Genomic DNA, 25,648 nt, shown 5'->3' on the forward strand with positions numbered 1-25,648 from the left:
GTCGCCGAGTGCACAGATCGCGCCTAGAGCAATGACGATAATTCGGTGGGCATGATTCATTCGAGGACTCGCTCATGAGTGGATCCTTGAACCTAAGTGTTGCTGGGGCGACGATCTGCCAGTGGCGGCCATCGCTTCGCGTAAGTCGACATGGGCGACGTGTCGGATCGCTCCCTCACTCATGCCAGTACCGACGCCTCGGCCGTCGCCACTCCCTTTCCACATAGGGACGTGCATTCGCGGGAAAATCGATACGGATCGCACCGCTGCGGTTCGTCACATAGACCTCGATGCCCATGCCGGCATGCCGGTCGACGATCGATGGATGGGGATGCCCGAAACGGTTGCGCCAGCCCGCCGAGGCGATGGCGAGCGTGGGTCGCACCGCGCGCAACCAGGCGGTGTCGGATGAATGACGGCTTCCGTGATGAGCGATGGTGGTCACCGTCGGTAAGGGCGATGCCAGCGATGCCGCCGCCATGAGCCGTTCGGCCTTGTTACCCAGGTCGCCGGTGAGAAGCAGACGGCCACCCTCGCCTTCCACGGCGAGCACGCACGAGCGGTCGTTACCGCTCGTCTTCCCGATCTTCTGCGCCGGCACCTCGATGAAGCGAAACGTCACACCGTCCCACGACCATGCCGTACCGGGCAGGCATCGCATCGCTTCGAAGCGGAGCCGCCCAGGCTCCCCGGACAGGCGCGCCGCCTGCGGGTAACGTCCCACGACGGATGCGGCACCGCCCGCATGGTCGCTATCGCCATGGCTTATCACGAGGGAGTCCACGGGCCCGATGCCGAGCGCCGTGACGGACGGCAGGACGATGCCCGCGCCGGCGTCCTGGCCGCTGGCATACGCCGGCCCCGCGTCGTAGACCAGCGTATGCGACCGCGTTCTTACCAACACCGAGAGCCCCTGCCCCACGTCCAGCACCCAAGCGCGGAACGCGCCATGTGCCGGCAGGTCACGTGGCGGCAGGGCCAGGGGCAAGAACAGCAAGGCGCCATAACTTCGCAATGGCACGCCACGCGGAGCGAACAGCCATGCCGCGCCACAGGTCGCCAGGATCATCGGCAGCGCTCCGCTTTCGGCGACGCTTACGCGTGCACCCGGCCAATCGGCCATCGTGGCGAGCAGACGCCATAGCCACGAAAGCAGCGACGAGGCTGGCACAAGGAGCACCCCGGAAAGCGCAGGCCATGCGAGCACGACGCAGCCGCAGAGAACCAGCGGCACGACGAGGAAACTGACCAGGGGCGCGGCGATGAGATTCGCCGCGAAGCCCACCAACGAGGCGCTTCCGAACCACCATAGCGACATCGGTAGCAAGGCGATGCTCATGGCCGCCTGCGCCTGCAACAAGGCGCCGAGCCAACCACGCCATCCCGTCGCACGAGGCGTCACGCACAGCATGAGAAAACCCACCCCGCCGAAAGACAGCCAGAACCCCGGGGCGAGCACAGCGAGGGGGTCGACGACCAGGACGGCGAGCAACGCGAGGGCGAGGAGCGAGGCTCCGCCCGCGCGCCGTCGCCCGAGTCCAGCCAGTACGACGACGGCGATCATCAGCAGGGTCCGGACTGTCGGCAGGCCAAGTCCGGCAAGGACGCCATACGCCCCCGCGACGAAGAGGCCTGCGAACGCTTGCGCCAACTGTCGCGGCAGGGTCAGGGCAAGCCAAGGCAAACAGGCATACAGCAGGCGCGCCGACAACACGCCGCCACCCGCCGCGACACCGACATGGAATCCGGAAATCGCGATGAGGTGCGATACGCCCGTCGCCCGCGCGATATCCCAATCCGCGGCGTCGAGACCACGGGTATCGCCGATCGCCAACGCTTTGAGGATGCGGGCGTCGTGGACACCGACCCGTGCATCGAGCGCCTCGCCGATGCGGTCTCGCCAGGCGTCGATACAGATCGGGGAGGAAAGCCGCGTGTTCCCTGGCCCTGCGCGGACATAGCCGGTGGCGACGAGGCGCCGCTGCAATGCGCCGCGCTCCGTGTCGCCGCCACCCGGGTTGAGCGAGCCCCGCGGCCGGCGCAGGCGCACCGTAAGGCGCCAACGCTCGCAAGGCTTCGGTGGCGCCACCGCGCGGTACCAGGTGAGGCGCACGCGTCCTCGCGGTGCGTCGGCGCCGCCGCCTTTATCCGGCGCGAAGACGAACGATGTGTCGGCACCGATACGGCGCGGCAAGTCCACGACATGGCCGGTGACGGTGACATCCTCGCCATCGCGCGAGGCCGCCCAGCGCGCATCCATGGCGAGGGCGCCATGAATGGCGGACCAGGCGGCGAACATCAGCAGGACGGCGGGGAGCCGAATCCATGCGTTGCCCGCACGCAGGAAGACGCCAAGCGCGAGCACGCCCATGAGGGCCGACAGTTTCCATGGTGGAAGCCATGCCAGTCCTTGCACGGCCGTACAGCCGATGGCGGCGGCCACGGCTAGCGTGACGATGGAAATAGGAGAGCGGAGCACGGCCGGTCGCCTGCACGGAATCGGCCTTCAGGCTAGGGGGTTACGGGGTTCGTGCGGGCCGGCCCGGCATGTGGGGATGGGATGTGGCGTGGGGCGAGGTTTTATCGCCGACAGGGTCGGCTCCCACCGAGCCGCGAACGCGGCTTTGCGTTAGTCGGTGTCGCTGCGGAAGCGGCTGCGGTCGCGGCCGGTGCCTGCCTGCCGGACCGGGGGTGCGCTACGCGGTGCCGATGACGGAGGTGCGCGGTGAATGCCATCGACGCGATTTCCACCGCCTTGCCAGCCGCCGGGGCGGTTACCCATCTGACCGTCTCCCCGTGGCGGACGGTTCCCCGTTTGGCTATCGCCTCTCGGGGGGCGGTTGCCACCCTGCCAGCCGCCACCACGCGGTCCGCGATCGCCGTCGTTGTCACGGGGGCGATCGTTTCCACGCCAGCCACCCGGTGGGCGGTTGTTGCCCTGCCAACCACCCGGCGGACGATGGTCGCCGTCGGGGCGCCCGTTCCAGTCGCCGCGCGGTGGGGGACGTCCGTGCCAGTCGCGGTCGCGCCGGTAGTACCGGCGATCGTAGTCGCGGTCGTACCAGACCGTGCCGACGGTGACGCCGGAGTAGCAGCAACCGGGGCCATAGCCGCCGCCGTAATAACCGTAGCCAGGGTCATAGACACCCGGAGAAACCACCGTCGTCGTCTCTTCGCCGTAGTACGCGTCGGCGCCCGAGCCGTTACGGACATAGCCGTAGTCCGGATCGTAGTAACAACCCGCGAGTGGCAGGCAGGCCGCTAGTGCGAGGATCAGCGAATGCGCACGACGCATGGAGGTTCTCCGAGGGACGGCTCGACACTGCGCTCGCGCGATTGAACGGTCGCTAAAAAGAAAAGGCCGCGCGAGGCGGCCCTTTCCTTTCATTCAGCTTTCACGCTCAGCCTTTGTTCTTCTGCTGATCGCCGCGTTCGTGGGAAGCGTTAGCGTGGCTCGCTTCGGGCGACGGAGCCTTCGGCGCCGGATTGGGTTCGTCGCCCGGCTGGATGTTCGGCGCGCCCGCCGCGTGCTGATCGCCCGTCGGCCAGTTCGGCGGCTGGCGGTCACGTTCACGCTTCGCGTCGAGCAAGGCCTGGATGTGCGCCACCGCCTCTTCCTGGCTGATGTGCTGGACCGGCGCGTCGGTTGCTTCGGGTGCCTGTGCCGCGGGGGCCGGTTTCGGACGCGGCTTGGCTGCCGGCTTCGGTTTCGCCTTCACCGGCGCGGCCGCGTGTGTGGGTGCCTGAGCGGTGGTGGCCCTGCCGCGCGGCGTCTTGCTCGCCGTGGTGCGCGATGGCGAGGCCTGCCCTGTCGAGCGGGCGGGTGCCTTGCGCGCCGACGTCTTTCGACTGACCGTCTTGGGTGCGGCGGACTTGCTGGCGGCAGTCTTCCGGGTCGCCGCCTTCACCGCGCCGCTGCGTGCCGGCGACTTCCGGGCCGTCGTCTTCGTGCCGGTTTTCTTCGCCGCCTTACGGGTCGCGGACTTGCGCGCCGGCGACTTCGCGGCGGCCTTCTTCACGGCGGTCTTGCGCGCGGGCGACTTCCGGGTGGCGACCTTCCGCGCGGAGGTTTTCTTCGCGGCTTTCTTGGCCGCGACCTTGCGCGCTGGCGCCTTCTTCGCCGCCGACTTGCGTGCCGATGTCTTCTTCGCCGGTGCCTTCTTCGCGGAAGCCTTCTTTACGGAAGCCTTTTTCGCTGCCGGACGTGCGGCCTTGCGGGCGGTCTTCTTCACGGCGGCGCGGACGCCTGCCTTCTTCGCGACGGTCTTACGGGTAGCCGTCTTCTTCGTAGCCGTCTTCTTGGCCGCGGATTTCTTCGCGGCGGACTTTCGGGTCGTAGCCATGCGTTCATTCCTCCTGCGGTAGTAGCCGACGCGAACCACCCCACCGGGGAAACCCGCGTGCATGCCGGACGACGTCGTTGCGATCAGGTTTTCGTTCCGGTCGGTCGCATGATGTAACAGCCGTCGTCCGAAGTCACATGAATCTATCGGAAGAGTTCAGGTTCGCGCATCACAACCTCGGTTGCGTCAGCGATGCGATGAAGCTGAGCAACGCCGCCGGCTTCAACGCCACGGTGAAGATCACGCCATACAGCGCACCCCACAGGTGCGCGCTGTGGTTCACGTTGTCCCCGCCGCGCTTGTCCATGTAGATCGAATAGGCGACGAACAACACACCGTAGAGGATCGCCGGCATCGGTACGACGATGAGGTAGATCCGCGACCAGGGCGCCAGCAGGATGAAGGCGAAGAGGATGGCCGAGACGGCACCCGAGGCGCCCAGGCTGCGATACGCCGCGTTCTGCCGGTTCGCCATGTACGAAGGCAGGATCGAGAAGACCAGGGCGCCGATATAGAAGGTGAGGAACCCCAGCGGCCCCATGGCGGCGGCGAAGAACTGTTCCATGATGCGTCCCGCGAAATACAGCGAGATCATGTTGAAGAACAGGTGGCCGCCATCCGCGTGCACCAGGCCATAGGTGACGAGCCGGTAGTACTCGCGGCTGCGGCTGAGGGCCGGTGGCCAGAGGATCAGGTCGTCCAGCAGGCGCTGGTTGCGGAAAGCGACGATCGAGACCACACAGGTCGCGAGGATGATGAGCAGCGTGATCATGCCTTGAAACAGCGTCCTTACGCGTCGAGCCAGCGCGCATCTTGGCGGTATCCCGCGCGGATGTCGAATGCCGCCGCACCTCCCGTTCGGGCTTTGGACGGCTATCATGACGGTTCCCCTCCGTTTCCACGGCCCCACCGCATGCCTTCCATCCGTTACAAGCAGCTCGACGTCTTCGCCGCCCGTCATGGCGGTGGCAACCCGCTCGGCGTCGTGATCGACGCGGAAGACTGGTCGGACCGCCGCATGCAACGCTTCGCCCACTGGACGAACCTGGTCGAAACCACGTTCCTGATGCCGGCGCGTGCCGAAGGTGCCGGCTACCGCGCCCGGATCTTCACCCCGACCAAGGAAATCCCCTTCGCCGGCCACCCCACCATCGGCAGCGCGCACGCCGCGCTCGATGCGGGATTGGTCATGCCGGATGCCGCCGGCATCATCTGGCAGGAATGCGGTGCCGGCGTCCTGCCCATCCGCGTGGAAGGCCACGGCCAGCAACGCGAATTGTTCGTGCAATCGCCAAAGGCACGCATCGTCGGCGACGCCTCGTGCGGTGGCGAGACCTTGTCGGCCGTGCTCTACGGCGTGAAGCCAGGCGCCCTGCCCCCGGCCTGCGTCGAAGGCGGCCGCCGCTGGTGGGTGGCCGAGTTCGCCGACGAGGCCGAACTGCGTGGCTGGCGCCCCGACCACGCCGCCATCCGCGCGCTGGCCCTGGCCACCGACACGCTCGGGCTTTGCGTTTTCGCGCGCTCGGTCGAAGGGCTGGCCGTGCGCGCCTTTCCCGCAGGCGTGGGTATCGTCGAGGATCCGGCCTCCGGCGCGGCGAATGGCCTGATCGCCGCCTACGTGGCCGCGCGCGACACGACCGGCTCGCTCGCCAAGGGTTATGTCGTGAGCCAGGGCCGCGAGGTGGGGCATGACGCGCGCATCATCATCCGCATCGACGGCGACGCGGTGTGGGTCGGCGGGCGCACCAACACCATCATCGATGGCCACGTGGACTGGCAGGACCTCTGACCATGCGGATCTGGGTCGACGCGGACGCTTGCCCGAACGTCATCAAGGACATCCTGTTCCGTGCCGCCGAGCGCGAGCAGGTCGAGGTGACACTGGTGGCGAACCAATGGATCCGGACACCGGCCTCGCGTTTCGTCCGTTCGATCCAGGTACCGGGCGGGTTCGATGTCGCCGACGACGAGATCGTGCGCCGCGTCGAGCCAGGGGATCTCGTGGTCACGCAGGATATTCCGCTCGCCTCCTTCGCCATCGAGAAAGGCGCGCTGGCATTGCACCCGCGCGGCGAGATGTTCACTCGGGACACCATCGCTGCTCGGCTGTCGATGCGCAATTTCATGGAGGAACTGCGTGGCGCCGGCGTGGACACCGGCGGCCCCGCCGTGATGCATCAGCGCGATCGCCAGGCCTTCGCCAACGAGCTGGACAAATGGCTTGCGCGGCGCCGCTCAGCGCTTCGCTAGAACCTTACCGCGTGGGGTGGGAGCCCCTACCCTGTCGGCGATGGATGCTTGCCGTGACCCGGCCCGCTGCCGCGGGATCGCCGACTGGGTCGGCTCCCACCAAGCTCCACTCCCACCAAGCCCCACCGCCAGGCGAAACATCACGCCCCCGTCGCCTCATCCAGCTTCAAGGTCAGGCACTTCGCCGCCCCGCCGGACTTCATGAACTCGTCCAGGGCCACCTCGATCACCATGAAACCCGCGCCCTCCAACCGGGAGCGCAAATCGGCGCTGGCGCGGTTGAGGATCACCACGCGGCCTAGGTTCACCGCGTTGCAGGCGAAATCGAGGGCGTCGTGCTCATGCACCGCGATGCGCTGGCCGGGCGGCACGTGTTGCTCGATCAGCGCCAAGGCCGCCGCATCGAATGCCGCGGGGAAGTACAGCGTGTAGCCATCGGCCAGGGGACAAAAGCAGGTATCGAGGTGATAGAAGCGCGGGTCGGCGAGCTTCAGCGACAACACTTCGACGTCGAGCAAGCGTGCCAGCGCGGGTGCGGCCGCGACATCCGAGCGATGGCCGTGGCCCATCCAGAGGCGACGGGCGACGCCGCGGTCGAACAAGGCGTCACCGGCACCTTCGAAGAACACGCCCCCCGGCAATTCCACGATGTCGAAGCCGTGGCGTTCGAACCAGGCCCGATCGTACGGCTCCTCACCCTGGCGCTCCGCATAACGGAAGTGGCTGGGCACGAAGGTGTTGCCGAAGACCAGGCCCGCGTTGGCGGTGAACGTCATGTCCGGCCACCCCTCGGCCGGCGGTTGCTGGACCACGTCGGCATGGCGGGAAATCGTGTCGCGGAGGGCGTCCCACTGGCGCTGGGAGCGCTCCAGGGTGGTGTCGTGGACGTGGCCGGTCATCCACGGATTGATGACGTAGCTGACCTCGAAGAACGTAGGTGCGCACATCAATATCCGGGGGACGGTGCGCTCGATCATCGGGGACATCGTTTCTGCCATGGACGGTGCACGCCTGTATGGGGGAACGAGGCCCCATCATGGCAGAAACGCGCGCCGGCTCGTCAGTGCAGCCTGGCGCAGATGCGGGTGACCGTGTCGGCGGAAAAATGCAGTTCCTTCAAGGCCTCCTGGAGCGATTCGAGCGAATTCGCCTCGCTTTCCACCTGCTCGCCCACGCTGCTCGGGGAGACGTGGACGAAGGTCTTGCCGTCCTGGTAGGCGATGCCCTCGTCATGGACGTTCTGCTTGGTAAGGACCTTGTAGGTTCCGTCGCCGGATTCTCTCACCGTGATCGAGCGGCCTTCGTGCTGGCCCTCGTACACCGTCTTCCAGGTTGCCGACATGACATCCATCCGTAAGCCGCACAACAGCGTGCGGGACCGATTGTCGCGGACCCGCCGGGCTAGCGATTGTGAAGACGTGCGTAAAAGCGGTCTAACGCTTCAATCCTTCAGGTGCGCCCGGGCCGCGGCGATACGCGCCATGCCCGCCCAGTCGAGATCGCCGTCGCCCGCGCCCAGGGCTTCCAGCATCGCGTCGTGCATGACGCTTGCGAACGGCATGGGCACGCGCTCCGCCTCCGCCGCCGCGCGGGCCAGGCCGATATCCTTGAAGCCCAGGCTCATCTTGAAGCCGGCGGGCGTGTATTTCTGTTCCGCGATCATCCCGCCGTAGATCTTGTAGATCGGCGCGGCGAACAAGGTGCTGGACATCACCTCGAGGAAGTCCTTCGCCGTCACGCCGTGGGCGCGGGTGAGCGTGGTGGCCTCGGCCATGCTCTCGATCGCCGCGCCGATCAGGAAGTTGCCACCGATCTTGACGATGGTGGCGCGCACCGGATCGTCCCCCATCGGCCAGACCTTCTGGCCCAGCAGGTCGAGCAGGGCCGAAACCTTCGCGATCGCCTCGGGCTTGCCGGCGGCCACGATATTCAGCCCGCCCGCCGCGGCGACCGCGGGCCGGCCAAAGACCGGGGCGGCCACGTAGCCGAGGCCACGTGACTCGTGCACCTCGGCGAGCTCGCGCGCCAGTGCGACGGAGATGGTGGCGTGGTTCACGTGCACGGCGCCCTGGGTCAACGCGTCGAGCACCCCACCGTGCAGGATCACCTCGCGCACGGCGGCGTCGTTCGCCAACATGCTGTGCAGCACCTCGACGCCCGCGGCGGCCCCGGCCGGCGTGGCGGCCACCTTCGCGCCCTGCTCCGCCAGCGGCGCGGCCGCTTCCGGGGAGCGGTTCCACACCGTCACCTCGTGCCCCGCCTTGATCAGGTTGCCGGCCATGCCGGCGCCCATGCTGCCCAGACCGATGAAACCGATACGCATGTTCTTGCTCCGTGTCAGACGGCCAGGCCGGCGGCATGGCCGGAGGCCCAGGCCCATTGGAAGTTGTAGCCACCGAGGTGGCCGGTGACGTCGAGTACCTCGCCCACGAAGTAGAGCCCGGCGTGGCGGCGGGACATCATCGTGCTCGACGAGACCTCGTCGGTGTCCACACCGCCGAGGGTCACTTCGGCGGTGCGATAGCCTTCGGTGCCGCTCGCCACGAGCGGCCAGTCGGCCAACTGTGCGCCCATCTCGTTCAATTCGGCGTCACGAAACTGGCGCATCGGCCGGTTGGGCAGCCATACCTCGCAAAGGCGTTCGGCGAGGCGCCGCGGCAGCAGGCTCGAAAGCACCGTCTTCAGTTCCGCCGCGGGACGTTCGGCACGGCCTTCCCGCAGGGCCTGCGCCGCGTCGAGGCCTGGCATGAGGTCGATGCGCAAGTCCGTGCCGGGCTCCCAGTACGACGATATCTGCAGAATGGCCGGACCACTGATGCCCCTGTGCGTGAAGAGCATGGCATCGCGGAAGGCGGTGCCATTGGCGCGGGCCTCCACGGGCAAGGCCACGCCCGCCAATCCCTCGAAGCGCTCCTGGTGCTTGCCGCTCAGCGTGAGCGGCACCAGGCCGGCGCGCAGTGGCAGCACCGCATGGCCGAACTGTTTCGCCACCTCGTAGCCGAAGCCGGTGGCACCGAGGCTGGGAATCGACAGGCCACCGGTGGCGACCACCAGCGATTCGGCGCGCACGTGCCCCAACGGCGTTTCGCAGGCGAAACCGCCGGCGGTGGCGGCGCGCAGCCGCGAAACGGCACAGCTGGTCTCCACGCGGACACCCACCGCTGCGCATTCATCGAGCAGCATGCGCACGATCTGCTTGGACGATTCGTCGCAGAACAGCTGGCCCGGCGATTTCTCGTGCCACGCGATACGGTGCCGGTCCACCATGGCGATGAAATCCCACGGGGTGTAGCGCGCCAGCGCCGACTTGCAGAAATGGGGGTTGGCCGAGAGAAAATTGGCCGGCGTGGTGGCCGTATGGGTGAAATTGCAGCGGCCGCCGCCGGACATCAGGATCTTCTTGCCGGCACGGTTGGCATGGTCGAGCACGAGTACGCGCCGCCCACGGGCACCCGCGACGATGGCCGTCATCAGGCCCGCCGCGCCCGCCCCGACGACGAGAACGTCGTATTCCATGCTTCGCATCCGCCGCGCAAACGCACATGGTAACGCCCTCGCGTAAACTTGGTCATCGCTCCCCTCGACAAGGACCCACCCATGCCCTCCTTCGACATCGTCTCGGAAGTCGACACCCACGAGCTCACCAATGCCGTGGACCAGGCCAATCGCGAGGTCTCCACGCGCTTCGACCTGCGCGGCACGTCTGCCAAGTTCGAGCTCGACGAGAACGTCATCACGCAGAAGGCCGACAACGAGTTCCAACTGGGCCAGCTCACGGACATCCTTCGCGCCCGCCTCTCGGCCCGTGGCATCGACGTGCGCGCGATGGACGCGGGCAAGGTCGAGACGAACCTGGCCGAGGCGCGGCAGAAGGTCACGATCAAGCAGGGCATCGAACAACCGGTGGCGAAGAAGATCGTCGCGAAGATCAAGGAGGCCAAGCTGAAGGTGGAAGCCCAGATCAACGGGGAGAAGATCCGCGTCACCGGGAAGAAGCGTGACGACCTGCAGAACGCCATCGCGATGCTGCGCAAAGCGGATGTCGAGGTGCCGTTGCAGTTCGAGAATTTCAGGGACTGAGGGGCCGGGCCGCGCTGCCGCGCGGATCGCCGGCAGGGTCGGCTCCCACATCAAGGCTGCGGTACCCCGGTGGGAGCCGACCCTGTCGGCGATGCTCTGGTGGGAGCCGCTTCAGCGGCGATCACAACCCCGCGATGCGGCTACGGTTGCGCCCTTCGTTCTTCGCCTCGTACAGGGCCTCGTCCGCCCGCCCCAGCAACGAATTCAGTGATTCCGGCGCGCGCCACATCGCCACGCCCGCGCTCACGGTGATCCGGATACGGTAGTCGCCGTGCGCGATCACCATCGCACCGAGCGCGTGGCGCACGCGCTCGGTGATATCCAGCGCATGCTCCGCCAGCGCGCCGGGCAGGCAGAGGATGAACTCCTCGCCCCCGAAGCGCCCGGCGAGATCGTCCGCGCGGCACATCGACGAGATCACCCGCATGGTTTCGCGGATGACCGTATCGCCCGCCAGGTGCCCATAGGTATCGTTCACCGCCTTGAACTCATCGATATCGATGAGCACGAGGCTGAAGGGAATGCCGTCGTTGGCCGCCCCCTGGCGCACTCGCTCGGCTTGCTCGAGGAAGCGGCGGCGGTTGAGCGAGCCGGTGAGTTCGTCGGTACCGGCGAGATGATCGAGCCGCTCGTTGGCCGCCTTCAGGTCGCGCGTACGTGCGTCGACCTGCGCCTGCAACAGCTGCGCGCGCCTGCGCAGATACAACGTGCGCAGGTACACCAGTCCGAAGAACGCCAGCACGCCCAGCGCGATGCCGGCCAACAAGGTCCATGGGCTCTCGTACCAGCGCGGCGTCACCGTCACGCGGACCGAGGTCTCGACCGTCCGCGCATCGAGGCCTCGCATCGTGGCGCGCAGGCGCAAGGTGTACGTGCCGCTGGCGAGGTTGGTGTAGATCGCACTGGGCGGAATGCCACGCGGCACTTCGTTCCAGGCCTGGTCCGCCTCGTCCATGCGATACGCGTAGTGGGTCTCCAGCGGCGCCCTGAAATCGAGCAGGGCGAAGTCCACGCGCATGTTGCGTCCGTCACCGTCCAGGACAACGCGGCCGCCCTCGCCAGGCACCTTGTCCAGCGGTAACGGCTTCTCGTTGACCGAGACCTGGGTGATGGCGAGGCGCGGCGGCGCCACCGAGGGCGCCACCCAATACGGCCGCACCACGGTCAGGCCGCCCAGGCCACCGAACATCAGTTCGCCACCGGGCGCTTCCGCGGCCGCGCGATGGATGTAGCTGGGAATGCGCAGGCCATCACGGATACCGAGGTCGGCGACGCGATGGCTCGCGGAATCGATCATCGCCACGCCATTGGCCATCGAGGCCCAGACGCGGTCGTCGTGGTCGACCAGCAAGGCGTTGATCTTGGTGTTGGACAAGCCCTCGCGCGCGGCGATCACGCCGAAGCGGAAGGGTCCGCGCGGCTTGAACGCATCGAGGTAGGCGATACCGCCGAACGTGCCCAGCCAGAGCCGGCCGTGCGAATCGAAGGCCATCGAACCGGTGTAGTCCTGCGGCAGGCTGGCCGGATCGGCCGGATCGTGGCGCAGGTTCACGAAGCCCTTCTCACCGTCGTAGGCGATGCTGATGCCGCTGATCGTGGCGAACCACCATGCATCCGGCATGCGCACGATGAAGCGCACCTGGTCGCCCACGAGGCTTTTCGGGTCGGCGTCGTCGTGACGCATCTGCTCGAGCGTGCCGTGCACCGTGTCGTAGCGGAACAGGCCGTCGTAGCCGCCGATCAGGATGTCGTCGCCATCGCGCTGCATCGACAGGATCAGGCGCCCGTCGAGGTTCGGAATCATCGAACTCTTCAGCTCGAACGTGTCGGGATCGATCCGCGAGATGCCTTGCGCACCCGCCCAGATCGAGCCGTCGGGCGCCACCACGAAGGCCTGCACGTCGCGTTCGGCCTGTTCGCCACCCAGTTGCAGGTGGTGCATGCTGCCCTTGCCGAGGTCGAGCACGTCGATGCGGCCCATGCCGAGCCCGAGCCATACACGTCCACGAGGGTCCACGAACACCGAATGCACGTTGGCATTGGACAGCGTGTGCGTCTCCAGCGGCGAAGGCAGCACCGAGAACACCTTGCGCCCGTTCGGATCGTAGTGCGCCGCGCCGAGTTCCGTCGCCACCCAGATGTTGCCCGAGGTGTCCTGGAAGATGTCGCGCGTGATGTCGCCGGGCAGCGACGACGGCATCGCGGCGTCGTGGCTGAGCGTGCGCAGGCGCCCGGTGTTGAAGTCGTAGGTGACCACGCCCGCACCGTCGGTGGCGGCCCAGAGCACGCCTTGCGGTGTCTCGTGCAAGGCGCGCACGGTGCGGCGGTGGGCCAGCCCGCCCTTGCCGGAGAAGCCCGGCACGAGGTGCCCCTGCCCCTTTGCGTCGATGTAGATCGCGCCGGACTGTCCGGTGCCGATCCACAAACGGCCACGGCTGTCCTGCATCAGCGCCCAGACCTGGTCGTGGAGGATCTCGTCGACCGCGGGATCGTTGGAGCGCACGCGTGCGAAGTGTCCCCCGGGGCGGCGCATGAACAGGCCGTTGTCCGCACCTGCCCAGATATTTCCGGCCTTGTCCTCGGCGACCACGAAGGTGCGCGGCAGCATGTCCTTCGCATCACCCGGGGTCACCGACTCGTGGGTGATCCGGCCACTGGCGAGATCGAGCCGGTCCACACCGCCTTCCGTGGCGACCAGGAACTCGCCGCGCTCGCGTGCACGCGCGATGGCGAACACCTTGCCGCTGGACGTGCCGCCCGGCCCGACCGGGTACACGTGGAAACGCATCGTGGAGGGATCGAAGCGGACGAGGCCGCCGGCATTCGTACCGATAAGCAAGCCGCCGTCGTCGAGGGGCATGAGCGCGCGCACGTACGAATCGGGCAGCACGGCGCCGGCGTACGAATCGGGCTCCTGGCCGAACACCTGCATGCGATAGCCGTCGTACCGCACCAGGCCGCCAAAGGTACCTATCCAGATGAGCCCGCGGGTGTCCTGCACGATCGCCGTGGTGGTGGAATGCGGCAGGCCATCGGTGACGCCCACCGTATCGAACCAGACCGATTCGTAGACCGCCCATGGATCCACGCCCACGCTGGGCGCGACCTGGGCCGGCGCCGCCGTGGCCAAGCAGCACAGCGCCGCCGCGAGGACGATCAGACAGGCTCGAAGGCGCGGGAAACGAGCAGGCCGCATCGGGCGGTCAGCCAGCATAGGCCACGGTCGGATCGAGGTAACGGCTGAAGGCGGCGCCGGTCATCGGCCGGGCGAAGAAGTAGCCCTGCCCGATGTCGCAGCCGAGGTCGCGCAGCCAGTGCGCCTGCGCCTCGGTTTCCACGCCCTCGGCGATCGTACGCATGTTCAGTTTCTTGGCGAGGCCGACGATGGCCTCGGTGATTTCACGGTCGGCCAGGTTCAGCGTGCTGCCACGCACGAACGACTGGTCGATCTTGATCGTGCCCACCGGCAGTTCGCGAAGATGGCTCAGGTTCCAGTAGCCGGCGCCGAAGTCGTCGATCAACAGGTCGAAGCCGTGCGAGCGAAGCTTCACCAACTGGCGCATGGTTTCTTCGGGCTGGCGCATCGCGGTGGATTCGGTGAGCTCGAAGCGTATCCGCATCGGGTCGACCCCGTACGAGCGCACCGCGCGATGCAAGGTGTCGACGAACGCGGGCCGGGTGAGTTCCTGCATCGACAGGTTGATCGCCACGTAGTCGACCTGGATACCGGCGGCGTCCCAGGTCTTCAACTGGCCGAGCACCTCGCGCAACACGTATTCACCCAGGGCATGGATGAGGCCGGAGCGCTCGGCGATCGCCACGAAGACGGTCGGCGGCACGTCGCCGCGCGACGGATGGCGCCAGCGGGCCAGTGCTTCCACACCGGCCAGGGTGCCGTCGCGCAGGTTGCGCTTGGGCTGGTATTCGACGGCGAGTTCGCCCCCCTGCAAGGCTTCGCGCAACTCCACCGTGAGGGCCAGGCGTTCACGCGCCTGCTCGAGCATGCCCTCCTCGTAGAAACGGAAATCGGCCTTGCCGGTTTCCTTCACCGCGTACATCGCGGCATCGGCGTTACGGATCAGCGCGGATGCCACGTCGCCGTCCTGCGGAGCCACGGCCACGCCGATGCTCGGGCTCACCGCCACGAGCTGGCCGGCCACGTTCACCGGCTTGGACACCAGATCGAGCACCTTGCGACAGACCCGGATCAGGTTTTCCATGCCGCCATACGCCTGTACCACCACCACGAACTCGTCGCCGCCGAAACGGGATACCGTATCGCGTTCGCGTACGCTGCTGCGCAGGGAGGTGGCAACGGCGCGCAGGAAGGTATCGCCCGCCTCGTGCCCCAGGGTGTCGTTGATGGCCTTGAAGCCGTCGAGGTCGATGAACATCACCGCCAGGGAACCCGACCGCGGGGCGGCCAGCGCCTGTTCGAGTTCGCGCATGAGGTAGGCGCGGTTGGGCAGGCCGGTCAGGGTGTCGTGATAGGCATGGAAGGCCAGCGCCCGGCTCGCCTGCTCCCGGGGGTCCTCGAGCTTCGCGTGGAGGTGCCGCCGCTGGCGGACCAGCCAGGCGATGGCCAACGCGGCCAGGGCGCACACGACGATGAGCGCCACCATCCAGCCGAGCCCGGCGCCGACCGTGCCGAACGTGTCGCAGCGGGAGACCTCGCCGGTCCCGGTTACGGACCAGCGGGCGCACTTCGATGCGGCAAGATGGATGCCGTCCTCGACGCTACGATGTGTCAGCACACCACGCTCCGGTCCTGCTTCCGGGACATGTCGCCGGCCAGCGTGCCTGGCTGCCAGCCTGCGGGTTCGACCCAATTCACGAATGCGGCGCGGTGGGGCCCGGGGAAAGGCCACGCACGAAGCCACTTGTCCCCTGAATTAACGGCCACCACCGCCCCCGACTTTAGCGTTACATGCATCGCATGATGCTGGGTCGGCGGAAAAACGCAAATCCGCCGATCGGCACTCACGGGCCCGGCCGGGCCCCGGCGTCCTACTTGTCTCCCACCGACAGGTGGCGGTCGAACCAGGCCAGGGCACGGGCGAGCACGTCGCGACGGCTGGCGTCGCGGGCAAAGCCGTGGCCTTCGCCCGGATAGACCACCAGGGACGTCGGCACGCCCTGGGCACGCAACGCGTGCCAGAACTCGAACGACTGGGGCGCCGGCGTTTCCGCGTCACGCTCACCCACGACCACGAGGGTCGGGGTCTTCACCTGCTTGATGAAGTTGATCGCGGAACTCTTCGCGTACACACCCGGATCGTCATAGACAGAGGCACCGAAGAAAGGCTTCATCCACTGGTCGATCAGGTTCTGGCCGTAATAGCTCTGCCAGTTGGAGATGCCGGCGCCGGCGACCGCGGCGCGGAAGCGCTGCGTCTGGGTCACGCCGAACATCGTCATGAAGCCGCCGTAGCTCCAGCCGGTGAGGCCCAGCCGCCGGTCGTCCACCGGGTGGCTCTTCTCGATCGCATCGACGCCGGCCAGCGCGTCGCGCAGGTCGCCATAGCCGAAATCCTTGCGGTTGGCCTGCACGAACGCCTCGCCCTGCCCATAGCTGCCGCGGGGATTGGGCATGAACACGAAGTAGCCCAGCGCCGAGAGCGGTGCCCCGCCGTAACCCACGCCCGGCCAGCGCGGCGTCACCGCGGCCGCTGGGCCACCGTGGATCGAGACGATCATGCCGTAGCGCTTCTTCGGGTCGTAGTTGGCCGGATACAGCAACCAGCCCTGTACGTCATGACCTTCGTTCTTCCAGGCGATCGATTCAGCCTTTCCCCAGGAAGGTTTCAGCGCGGCGTTGAACGTGGTGACCGCCTTGGGCGCCGACTGCCCGTCGAGGCTGGCGACCTGCACTTCGAAGGCCTTCTCGAACGAGCTGGCGACGAAGGCGGCCTTGCTCGCGTCGGCGCTCAGCGAGAGCGACATCGACAGGCGCCCGTCGCCGATCGTCATCGGCAGTTCGAACACGGTGGTGGACGTGGCGGGGCCGCTGACGGGCACCGCGTAGCTCGACACCCGGCTCGCGCCAGCGGCATGTTCGCCGACCAGCAGGCGATCGGGCGCGGTCCATGCCAGCCACGCCGGAGTGGTCGCCACCCCGGGCGTCACGTCGACCGGTTCGGCGCCGCCCGCGGCCGGCACCATCCAGATGTCACCGCCGGTCGATCCCTGGTCGCTCATCAGGCCGCCGATGAAGGCGACCCGCGACCCGTCCGGAGAGAAACGCGGCACGGCCACCTGCAAATCCTTGAGCGGACCGGAAAGCGCCACCGTATCCACGAGGGTGACCGCCCGCGCGCCGGGGGTGACCGGTTGCGCATAGAGCTTCGCCACCCACCAGTTGTTGTCGCCGGGCGGTGGCGCCGCCACGTAGGCGATCCGGCTGCTGTCTGCCGAAAACGCGAATTCGTAGACGTGGAGGCCTGCCGGTGTCAGCGTGTGGATGGCACCCCCGCTGGCGTCGACGCTCGCTACCTGCTGTACCTCGATGCCTTCCACGCCCACCTCGCCCAACTGCGGCTTGGCGGCAGCGGTGGCGCTGGCGCGGCGGGTGGCGTTCGGGACGTAGAGGAACGCCAGGGCCTTGCCGTCGGGACGCCATTCCAGGCCATCGATGTAGCCGGTGAGATGGGTGATCCGCCGCGGTGGCGCCTTCCTGGCGATGTCCACCACGTAGATATCCTTCTGCTTGCCCTCCTCCACGCCCGGCGCCTTGCCGGCGCAGTCGGAAAGGAAAGCAAGATGTTGCGAATCCGCTGCCCACGCGGCGGAGATTTCGCTGCAGCCTTTGCTCGCCGTGACGCGGTGGGCGTTGCGCCCATCGGCATCGGCCACCTCGAGCACCGGCTTGCCGTCGGTCTTCACCGTCCAGGCGAGATGCTTCGCATCCGGCGACAAGGCCACGGATTCAATGGTGCGCACCTTGCCCAAGGCATCGAGGATCGCGGCGATGCGCGGGTCGTCCGCGGTTTTCGCGGGTGTGTCGGCAAAGGCGTGGCCCGCGCAGGCGAGCGCGACGGCGGCGGCGATCCACTTCGTACGCATGGGTGACCCTGGATGTGTGGGAACGCAAAAGCTAACACGTCGCTGAACGAACCCGCGAGGCTTCTTGTCGTCAGGCCAACAGGTGCCCGTACTCCGGGTTTCGTTCGAACCACGTCGCCGCGTAGCCGCACGCGGGAACGATCTTCCAACCGTTCGCCTCCGCGACCTGCACGGCGAAGCGGGTGAGCAGCGCGGCGATGCCTCGGCCGCCCACGGGGGACGGTACGCCGGTATGGGTGATGGTCATCGTCTTGCCGCTGAGCCGGTACTCGAGTTCGCAGGTGTGGCCATCGACCACGACGAGAAACACCTGGTTGGCGCTGTCGTGGACGATCTCCAGCGGTTTGGCGGTATCGCTCATCGGTATCTCTCCTGGTCCGGCGGTCAGCATCGCTACCGCCAAGCATGCGCGCGTTCGGCCATGCATGTCATCACCGGCGTAGACTCCTCCCAGCCCAATCCAAGGACACCCGCGCACGTGCTGATCATCCACGAACATGGGAAGTACACCGATCCCGTCCGCTGGACAGCGGGCATGACCAAACCCGGCGCCCCCATCTGGGTGGATCTGCTCGACCCAAACGACGACGAACGACGTTGCGCCAGCGAGATCACCGGCCTGCGCATCCCCCAACGAAACGACGTGGTGAACCTGGCGCTGTCCAGCCGCATCCGCACCGACGACGGGGCGATGTATCTGTCCATCCCCTATTTCGCCGATTCGCCCGACAACCATCATCCCGCGCCCGTGGGCATCGTGGTCACCGGCCATGTACTGATGACCTTGCGTTTCGAGGACTCGCCCGCGTTCAAGCTGGCCAGCGACAGCTGCCAGGAACACCGCTGGGAATCCAGCGCCGATGTCCTGGCGACCTTGATCGAGGCGATCGTCAACCTGGCGGCCAAACGCATGGAAGACGTGTCCGCCGACCTGAAGAAACTCTCCGACCGGATATTCACGGCGCAGCGTATCGGCACGCCCGCATTGCGTAACTGCATGCTGGAGGTCGGCCGCCTCGAAGGCGAGCAGGCGCGCAATCGTTCCTCGATGCTGGGCGTGCAGCGGATCGTATCGTTCGTGCGCGCGAAGAAGCCGGAGTGGATGTCCGACGACGTCGAGGTTCGCCTGCGCGTCGTGGAGCACGACCTGCGCACGCTCGACGAGTTCGACGACCAACTCACCAACAAGCTGCAGTTCCTGCTCGACGCCAGCCTCGGCTTCATCAGCACCGACCAGAACCACGTGATGAAGGTGTTGACCGTCACCTCGGTGGCCACCATCCCGCCGGTGATCCTCGCCGGCGTATGGGGCATGAACTTCAAGAAGATGCCCGAACTGGACTGGACCTTCGGCTACCCCATGGCCCTGGGCGCGATCGCGGTCAGCATCCTCTTGCCAGTCCTGTTCTTCAAATGGCGCGGCTGGCTGGAAGGCGACTGACTAGCGCAACGATTCACGTTTGTGAAGACCTGAAATCGATGACTGCGTCACGATTTTCGACATCCACCCTCGTTTTGCCCTAAAGTCGGCGGCTTTCCAGCCGCTAACTCCTTTAGGAAGTCGCCGGCTGGGATTCCGGTTCGACGCACACATGGGGCCGCCTGGCGTGCCCCACTCGGGGGAGGGAGTGTCGGTGCAAGTCTGTCATCCATGTCGCGACGATTCGGTCGCGCGGAAACCACGCGCATGAAGGCGCCGTGGCACAGCCCTGCTGGCGCCCCGCCCGAGTCGCGCCTGCTCGCTTCGGTGGCGGAATTCACCCACCACCGCGATATCGACGCGCTGGACCACAGCGTGGTGCTGTCGCTGGCCGAACTCATCGCCGTCAACAGCGTCACCCTGTGCAAGCGGGGTGAAAGCCCGCAGCATCCCGTGGATTCGATCGTCGTATGTTCGCGCAAGCCAGGCGGCGGCTTCGTGATCGAGGCGCTCGATCCGACGCGGGAGGGCGACCCCCTCGACACCCTCGTCTGCGCCATGGAGACACTCGAGGCGATCAGCGACATCACCGACGACGGCAACAGCCGGCTGGTCGTCCCCATCCATCGCGAACACGCCGCCATCGGCGCACTGATGCTCGAGGCCCCGGATTCCCTCGACAACGTTCGCTCGATGGTCGAAGGCTTCGCGCGCATCTATTGCAATTACATCGCCCTGCTCAACGAGAGCGAGCGCGACAAGCTCACCGGGCTGTACAACCGGCGCAGCTTCGAGCAACGCCTGCAGCGCCTGCTCACCCTTCAACGCCAGAAAGCGCGTGGCGCGGCGCAGGACGGGGAAGATAAACGCCGGCCGGTCGAGGAGCCCTCCCAGCTCTACCTGGCGATCCTCGATATCGACCATTTCAAGCGGATCAACGACACCTACGGCCATGTCTATGGCGACGAGGTGATCCTCCTGCTGGCCCAGCACATGCGCGCGAGCTTTCGCCAGAGCGACGTGCTGTTCCGCTTCGGCGGCGAGGAATTCGTGATCCTGCTCGCGGCGCAGGACGAAACCGCCGTCCACCTCGTCCTCGACCGGTTCCGCCAGTTCGTCGCCGACCACGCGTTCCCGCAGGTGGGCCACGTCACCGTCAGCATCGGCTATGCGCGCATCACCGAGAACGATTACCCGGAAATCGTGCTCGACCGCGCGGACAAGGCGCTGTACTTCGCCAAGCAGAACGGCCGCGACAGCGTGCACGGCTACGAGTCGCTCACCCGCCGGGGCGAACTGGCAACGCCGGTGTCATTGGGCAGCATCGACCTCTTTTGAGCCTTCTGTGGGCGGGCTCGGCTTCGCCCTCGCGTTGGGTTTGTGCGTCGCGGGGGAGCTGCCGGGCGCCACCCTCGGCGCGACGGTAGTCGCCGTCCCTTGGGAAGGGATGCCGCTGCGCGGCCATGTTCGATGGCTGCGCCCCGGCGGGCTCGCACGGTCGGGCGGGGGTTTCCGATTCGCCCTCCGTGGCTCAGCGGAAACGATCGGCCGTCCTGGCCGATCCCCTACGGGCCTTGTCCGCCCGTCCGTCCTCGGTTCCTAATGTCGCGCCGAGGGTGGCGCCCGGCAGCTCTCTGGACACTGGGGTGGGTTGGAGGAAAGAGCAAAGAGCACCGCTCGCCGTGCCGTTCGCCGTTTGCCGGAATCCGGGTGGGGGCTCACACGGAACGACATCCAGCAAGTGAGCGGCGTTGCTTTTGTCGCACGCCCCCCTCACGGCTCTGCCCCACCCCAACCGCGAGGGCGAAGCCGAGCCGGGCGAACACCTAAGAAATGTTCTTCCGCACCCCATATCGCCTACTAGCCGCCTTACCCTCAGGCCGGACGCGAAAAGCCAGGCTGATCCGTGGCCCTACCTTGCCGCGCATCTTCGGGATGCCGTGGTCGTAATGGAATTGCGTGGCGTAGCTCATCGTGAGCACGCTGCCCGGTTCCATGTCGATGTCGAAGCCGCGCCGGGGTGCGTCGCGTTCGCGCAGGGTCATGCGCCGCGTGGCGCCCAGGGAAAGCAAGGCGATGGGCTGCCCCTCCGCCAGTTCCTCGATGTGATCGTTATGCGGCGCCACGCTGTCGCGGCCGTCGCGGTAGAGGTTCAGGCCCACCGAGGTGAAGCGAACGCCCGTGAGCGCGATCACCTCGAGCGCCGCCTCGCCGACGATGGCCGGCAAGGCGGGGTCGTCCAGTGCGTAATGCTGAAGCAGCCGCGGCACGTCCACGTCGCGGCCGTACATCGCACGCCGCTGTGCTTCCCAGGGGATGTCCGCCAGGAGGCTGGCGAACCAGCCGGCGGCACGCCCGGGGGAAATCACGCCGGGCTCATACACGAACCGCCCGTGCTCGTCATCGACGATCACGAGCGGTTCGGGGGCGAAGAGACCGCCTTGGGACATGGTTTCCTTACTTGACGACACCGCAGGCGATGCGCGCGCCACCGCCACCCAGCGGGGCGGGCTGGTCGGAATAGTTGTCGCCACCGGCATGGATCATCAGGGCATGGCCCTTCAGCGTCGCGAGCTTGGTCAGGCGCGGCGCGGTCACGGCCGTGGTGTCGGTGCCATCGGCACCCACGGTGATCTTGGGCAGGTCGCCCTCGTGGCCCATGGACGACTCCGGCCCCTCGTGCTTGCCGGTGTGTTGCGGGTCGTAATGGCCGCCGGCCGCCAGTGCCGCGCCCTTCTTCCCGTCCTTCTCGCCGGGATCGCAGCTGGGCTTCTCGTGCAGGTGGAAGCCGTGCTCGCCCGGCGGCAAGCCTTTGAGATCGGGAGTGAAGACCAGGCCACCGGCACCTTCGGTGATCGTGACCTTGCCGACCGAGGCACCCGTGCCGTCGGCGGTGACGAGGGTCATGGGCACCACGACGCTCTTGTCGGCGGCCTGGGCGGCCACGCACACGCACAACCCAGCCACGGCGATGGCGATTCGTTTCATCTCTGTATTCCTATGAGGGCGAGGTAACCCGGGGATACTGCACCCGATGTGGAGGGAGCGTCCATAACGAAACCGCCGAGGGTCGGGGGCGGTTCAGCCGAAGATTCTTGCCGTGTCTTCCACCGTCAGCAGGCGCCATTCGCCGGAAGACAGGCCATCCAGCGACAGGCTACCGAGTGCGATACGTTCCAGTGTCACCACGTGGTTGCCCACGGCGGCGAACATGCGGCGCGCCTGGTGATAACGCCCTTCGGTCAGCGTGAGGCGCGCATGGCGCGGGCCGAGCACCTCCAGCGCCGCGGGCTCCAGCGGTTCGGTCTCGCCCTCCAGCATCAGGGTGCCGGCGGCGAAGATCGCGGCCTCGTCGCCGCGCAGGTCCTCGGCCAGGGTCGCCTCGTACACCTTCGCCACCGCGGCCTTCGGCGAGATGATCCGGTGCAGGAGCTGCCCGTCGTCGGTGAACAGGAGCAGCCCCGACGTATCGCGATCCAGCCGGCCCACGGTCGACAGCACCGGATTGCGCAAGGCGAAACGCGGCGGCAGGAGGTCGTAGACCAGCCTGCCCACATCCTTGCGCGAGCAGGTGTAGCCGGTTGGCTTGTTGAGCATCAGCAACATGCCCTGCGGCGGATCCAGCGGCTCTCCCTCGAAGCGCACCTCGGCGTGCTCGACCTTGTCGTCCGCATACAGCACCTCGCCCGCCGCATCCGTGACCAGCCCCTCGCGGAACATGGCCGCGACCTGCTTCCGGCTGCCATAGCCGAGATTCGCCAGGAGGCGTACGAGTTTCATCGGCGGGGGTCCTTTGCTTCGATGACCTTGAAGCCGTCGCGTTCGACGACGGTGCGCACACTGGCGAAGCTGGCGTCGAGCGCCGCCTCGTAGGCCAGGTGCCGATTGGCGACCATCCAGAAGCGGCCGTGCGCCACGAGGCCCTTCGCGGCGGCGGCGATGAAGGCACGGCCCAGTTGCGGATCGTCGGCGCGCCCCTGGTGGAATGGAGGGTTGGACACGATGGCGTCGTATCCGGCGTCGATACCGTGGGTGACATCGTGCCAGCGCACGTTGCCGGCGATGACGCGGCCGGAGCGGGCGATGGTATCCGCGAGATTGCGCCGGGCGGGCTCCAGCGCACGTGCCTCGGCCTCGTAGAGATCCACGGCCGAGACCGCCGCGCAGCGCTCGACGACCTCGCAAGCGAGATAACCGAAGCCGGCACCGAGGTCGGCCACGCGGCCGGAAAGGTCGGACGGAAGGACGCTCGCCAGCAAGGCCGACGCGGTGTCGATGCGATCCCATGCGAACAGGCCGCGACGGCTCACGAAGCGCCCGCTTTCTATCGGCTGCGGCGCGTCGAGTGCGAGCCAGTCGGCGTGCAGCGCCGGATCGGCCACGGCACCGGGACGTGTCCAGAACACACGGCATTTGTGCTTGGACAACTCGCCCACGCCGCCGGCCAACAGGGCGAGATCCGCCTGGGCGGTCCTGGCGCCTTCCGCGTTCGGCACGCTGGCGACGACGATGCCGCCGGAGCCAGCCAGCGACAAGGCCCGTGCGAACAAGGCACGCGATTCCTCGCGCTGGCGGGTCGGCAGCACCATCACCACGCCGAAATTTCCCTCGGGAACCTCAGGCGACACCTCGAAGCCCGACCGCGCCAGGGCATCGGCGGCCGGCTTGAACGATTGCTGCAAGATCCAGCCCGGTCGCCGGCGTTCGCGCAGGGCGAAGCCGTCGCGCGCACGCAGCATCAGCAGCCTGCCATCGGCCGGAAAGGCCAACACGCCCGTCGCGAAGGGCACGAACAAGGCGTCGAGGGCGGCGTCGGAAGCGGAACCGGCGGACAACGCGATGGACCTCGACGGCGTGAAGGAACCGGCGATTCTAGCCCAGCGGCTGCTCAGCTGCTGCAGGAGAGCATCGAACAGCCCACGCGTTCACGCGCCCAATCCGGCCGGCGCCCGGCAAGGTGCTCCCTGCCCGGCTGCTCGTCATAGGGCCGGCGCAGCGCGTCGAGCAACTCGTGGATGCCGCCATCGTCGCCCTGCTCCGCGCGGTCGATCGCCTGTTGGGCGAGGTAATTGCGCAGCACGTAGCGCGGATTGCTCGCATGCATCAGGGCCAGCCGCTCCGTGTCGGGCGACTCGCCCTCGCGCACACGGGTGGCATAGCGCCGCAGCCACGCCTGCAAGGCGTCGTCGATCGCGGCACGCTTCGCCTCGTCGTAGAACGCCGCCCCCAAGCTGCCCACCCGGGGGGTGGCGAGATCCAGCGCCGCGAGGTCGCGGTAGAAGATCGTCATGTCCATCTCCCCGGCCAGCAACAAGCCGCGCAGGTCGGCCACCAATGCCTCGTCGCCTTCGCGCGCGTTGACGAGGCCCAGCTTCGCGGCCGAGAAGGCGGCGTCGGTGGCTTCGAAGGTTTCCACATAACGGTCCAGCCCCGCCTGCAACGCTTCCACGCCCGCGAACAGCGGCGACAAGGCCTGGGCGAGCCGTTGCAGGTTCCAGTAGGCCACCTGGGGTTGCTGGCCGAAGCGATAGCGACGATGCGCGCGATCGGTGGTGTTCGGTGTCCAGTCCGGATCGAAATTGTCGACCCAGCCATACGGGCCATAATCGATGGTGAGGCCGAGAATCGACATGTTGTCGGTGTTCATCACGCCGTGTACGAAACCCACGCGCATCCAGTGCGCCATGAGCCGCGCGGTACGCTCGCATACCTCCACGAAAAAGGCGGCGTGACCCTGCTCGCCGGGAAGGCCGGCGAACGCCGGGTAATGCGTGGCGAGGGTGAAGTCGGTCAACCGGCGCAGCAGGGCGATATCGCCGCGCGAGGACGGCAGCTCATACGATCCGAAGCGCAAGAACGAAGGGGCCACGCGGCAGACGATCGCGCCCGGCTCCGGTGCCGGGTGGCCGTCGTACATCACATCGCGCACCACGGCCTCGCCCGTGGCCACGAGCGACAGCGCCCGCGTGGTCGGCACGCCCAGGTGGTGCATCGCCTCGCTGCAGAGGAATTCGCGGATGGAGGATCGCAGCACCGCGCGTCCATCGGCACCGCGCGAGTACGGTGTCCGGCCGGCACCCTTCAGTTGCAGCTCCTGGCGTCCGTGCCGCTCCGTCAGCACTTCGCCGAGGCCGATCGCCCGGCCATCGCCGAGTTGCCCGGCCCAATGGCCGAACTGGTGGCCACCGTAGGCCATCGCATAGCCGGTCATTCCGGGCCAACGGGCATTCCCCGCGAAGACCTCGGCAAAACCGGGGGCCTCGGCCGGGATGCCCAGCATGCCGGCGACGTCGTGCGCTACCGCGACCGTCCGCGGCGCCGGCACGGGCGTCGGATCGACCCAGGAGAACGCGGCGCCGGCCACCTGCCGGGGCAGGTTCGACGTGTCGGAATCGGCCGGCAACTCATGGACGAAGGCGTTGTCGAAGCGGAGGTCTGTCATCGGGGGAACCGGCTGGCGCGTTGTGACCGATATTCGGGCGATCGTGACGCA

The 25,648-nt window shown here is 67.4% G+C and carries 22 protein-coding genes; 5 read left to right on the plus strand and 17 right to left on the minus strand.

Annotated elements, in window-relative coordinates; translation table 11 throughout:
* Positions 1 to 175: 175 nt before the first annotated feature.
* The 4 genes from J2T07_RS03260 to J2T07_RS03275 all read right to left on the minus strand — a co-directional run bounded on the left by J2T07_RS03260 (position 176) and on the right by J2T07_RS03275 (position 5,115).
* On the minus strand, positions 176 to 2,479 hold the full coding sequence (locus tag J2T07_RS03260) for a DNA internalization-related competence protein ComEC/Rec2 (protein ID WP_306847207.1): 2,304 nt from the start codon (positions 2,477 to 2,479) through the stop codon (positions 176 to 178).
* 150 nt (positions 2,480 to 2,629) lie between these two features.
* Positions 2,630 to 3,295: a hypothetical protein gene (locus J2T07_RS03265; RefSeq protein WP_306847209.1), complete on the minus strand. Its 666-nt coding sequence runs from the start codon at positions 3,293 to 3,295 to the stop codon at positions 2,630 to 2,632.
* A gap of 106 nt (positions 3,296 to 3,401) precedes the next feature.
* Positions 3,402 to 4,406, minus strand: a complete 1,005-nt coding sequence (locus J2T07_RS03270; RefSeq protein WP_430539303.1) for a histone H1-like repetitive region-containing protein — start codon at positions 4,404 to 4,406, stop codon at positions 3,402 to 3,404.
* 106 nt (positions 4,407 to 4,512) lie between these two features.
* A complete protein-coding gene (locus J2T07_RS03275; RefSeq protein WP_306847213.1) occupies positions 4,513 to 5,115 on the minus strand; it encodes a rhomboid family intramembrane serine protease in 603 nt (200 codons plus the stop codon).
* Positions 5,116 to 5,256: 141 nt separating this feature from the next.
* Here J2T07_RS03275 and J2T07_RS03280 point away from each other — a divergent pair, with 141 nt between their 5' ends.
* Both J2T07_RS03280 and J2T07_RS03285 read left to right on the plus strand, forming a co-directional pair.
* On the plus strand, positions 5,257 to 6,132 hold the full coding sequence (locus J2T07_RS03280; RefSeq protein WP_306847215.1) for a PhzF family phenazine biosynthesis protein: 876 nt from the start codon (positions 5,257 to 5,259) through the stop codon (positions 6,130 to 6,132).
* A gap of 2 nt (positions 6,133 to 6,134) precedes the next feature.
* A complete protein-coding gene (locus tag J2T07_RS03285; protein ID WP_306847217.1) occupies positions 6,135 to 6,593 on the plus strand; it encodes a YaiI/YqxD family protein in 459 nt (152 codons plus the stop codon).
* 140 nt (positions 6,594 to 6,733) lie between these two features.
* Here J2T07_RS03285 and J2T07_RS03290 read toward each other — a convergent pair whose 3' ends face one another.
* The 4 genes from J2T07_RS03290 to J2T07_RS03305 all read right to left on the minus strand — a co-directional run bounded on the left by J2T07_RS03290 (position 6,734) and on the right by J2T07_RS03305 (position 10,109).
* Positions 6,734 to 7,570: a dimethylarginine dimethylaminohydrolase family protein gene (locus J2T07_RS03290; protein WP_306847219.1), complete on the minus strand. Its 837-nt coding sequence runs from the start codon at positions 7,568 to 7,570 to the stop codon at positions 6,734 to 6,736.
* 83 nt (positions 7,571 to 7,653) lie between these two features.
* Positions 7,654 to 7,935, minus strand: coding sequence for a hypothetical protein (locus tag J2T07_RS03295; protein WP_306847221.1), 282 nt, complete (start codon positions 7,933 to 7,935; stop codon positions 7,654 to 7,656).
* A gap of 99 nt (positions 7,936 to 8,034) precedes the next feature.
* Positions 8,035 to 8,916, minus strand: coding sequence for an NAD(P)-dependent oxidoreductase (locus J2T07_RS03300; protein WP_306847222.1), 882 nt, complete (start codon positions 8,914 to 8,916; stop codon positions 8,035 to 8,037).
* Between the two features lie 14 nt (positions 8,917 to 8,930).
* Positions 8,931 to 10,109 carry an NAD(P)/FAD-dependent oxidoreductase gene (locus tag J2T07_RS03305; RefSeq protein WP_306847224.1) on the minus strand — a complete coding sequence of 393 codons (1,179 nt, stop codon included), beginning with the start codon at positions 10,107 to 10,109 and terminating at the stop codon, positions 8,931 to 8,933.
* A gap of 81 nt (positions 10,110 to 10,190) precedes the next feature.
* On the opposite strand from J2T07_RS03305, the gene J2T07_RS03310 reads away from it, so the two are divergent.
* On the plus strand, positions 10,191 to 10,673 hold the full coding sequence (locus J2T07_RS03310) for a YajQ family cyclic di-GMP-binding protein (RefSeq protein WP_306847227.1): 483 nt from the start codon (positions 10,191 to 10,193) through the stop codon (positions 10,671 to 10,673).
* Between the two features lie 121 nt (positions 10,674 to 10,794).
* On the opposite strand, the gene J2T07_RS03315 is transcribed toward J2T07_RS03310, so the two are convergent.
* The 4 genes from J2T07_RS03315 to J2T07_RS03330 all read right to left on the minus strand — a co-directional run bounded on the left by J2T07_RS03315 (position 10,795) and on the right by J2T07_RS03330 (position 18,096).
* Positions 10,795 to 13,869 (minus strand): ligand-binding sensor domain-containing protein, encoded by a 3,075-nt coding sequence (locus tag J2T07_RS03315; protein ID WP_306847229.1) that lies wholly within the window; start codon positions 13,867 to 13,869, stop codon positions 10,795 to 10,797.
* 7 nt (positions 13,870 to 13,876) lie between these two features.
* On the minus strand, positions 13,877 to 15,427 hold the full coding sequence (locus tag J2T07_RS03320) for a putative bifunctional diguanylate cyclase/phosphodiesterase (RefSeq protein ID WP_306847231.1): 1,551 nt from the start codon (positions 15,425 to 15,427) through the stop codon (positions 13,877 to 13,879).
* A 253-nt stretch (positions 15,428 to 15,680) separates the two neighbouring features.
* Complete coding sequence (locus J2T07_RS03325) at positions 15,681 to 17,735, minus strand: alpha/beta hydrolase family protein (RefSeq protein WP_306847233.1); 2,055 nt, start codon at positions 17,733 to 17,735, stop codon at positions 15,681 to 15,683.
* A gap of 70 nt (positions 17,736 to 17,805) precedes the next feature.
* A complete protein-coding gene (locus tag J2T07_RS03330; protein ID WP_306847235.1) occupies positions 17,806 to 18,096 on the minus strand; it encodes a GNAT family N-acetyltransferase in 291 nt (96 codons plus the stop codon).
* Positions 18,097 to 18,213: 117 nt separating this feature from the next.
* Between J2T07_RS03330 and J2T07_RS03335 the strand changes: the two genes are divergently transcribed.
* Together J2T07_RS03335 and J2T07_RS03340 are read left to right on the plus strand one after the other, a co-directional pair.
* Positions 18,214 to 19,176 carry a CorA family divalent cation transporter gene (locus J2T07_RS03335; protein WP_306847237.1) on the plus strand — a complete coding sequence of 321 codons (963 nt, stop codon included), beginning with the start codon at positions 18,214 to 18,216 and terminating at the stop codon, positions 19,174 to 19,176.
* A 210-nt stretch (positions 19,177 to 19,386) separates the two neighbouring features.
* Positions 19,387 to 20,493: a GGDEF domain-containing protein gene (locus J2T07_RS03340; protein WP_306847239.1), complete on the plus strand. Its 1,107-nt coding sequence runs from the start codon at positions 19,387 to 19,389 to the stop codon at positions 20,491 to 20,493.
* Positions 20,494 to 20,981: 488 nt separating this feature from the next.
* On the opposite strand, the gene J2T07_RS03345 is transcribed toward J2T07_RS03340, so the two are convergent.
* The 5 genes from J2T07_RS03345 to J2T07_RS03365 form a co-directional block, all read right to left on the minus strand.
* Complete coding sequence (locus J2T07_RS03345; protein WP_306847241.1) at positions 20,982 to 21,605, minus strand: alpha-ketoglutarate-dependent dioxygenase AlkB; 624 nt, start codon at positions 21,603 to 21,605, stop codon at positions 20,982 to 20,984.
* A gap of 7 nt (positions 21,606 to 21,612) precedes the next feature.
* Complete coding sequence (gene sodC, locus J2T07_RS03350; protein ID WP_306847243.1) at positions 21,613 to 22,143, minus strand: superoxide dismutase [Cu-Zn] SodC; 531 nt, start codon at positions 22,141 to 22,143, stop codon at positions 21,613 to 21,615.
* 93 nt (positions 22,144 to 22,236) lie between these two features.
* Complete coding sequence (locus J2T07_RS03355; RefSeq protein ID WP_306847245.1) at positions 22,237 to 22,935, minus strand: pseudouridine synthase; 699 nt, start codon at positions 22,933 to 22,935, stop codon at positions 22,237 to 22,239.
* Entirely contained in the window at positions 22,932 to 23,990 is a 1,059-nt protein-coding gene (locus J2T07_RS03360) for a class I SAM-dependent methyltransferase (protein ID WP_306847247.1), read from the minus strand. Before J2T07_RS03360 ends, J2T07_RS03355 begins: the two co-directional genes overlap by 4 nt.
* A gap of 53 nt (positions 23,991 to 24,043) precedes the next feature.
* Positions 24,044 to 25,597, minus strand: a complete 1,554-nt coding sequence (locus J2T07_RS03365) for a protein adenylyltransferase SelO (RefSeq protein WP_306847249.1) — start codon at positions 25,595 to 25,597, stop codon at positions 24,044 to 24,046.
* Positions 25,598 to 25,648 lie beyond the last annotated feature (51 nt).

It is taken from the genome of Luteibacter jiangsuensis, assembly GCF_030812295.1.
Classification (GTDB): Bacteria; Pseudomonadota; Gammaproteobacteria; order Xanthomonadales; family Rhodanobacteraceae; genus Luteibacter; species Luteibacter jiangsuensis_A.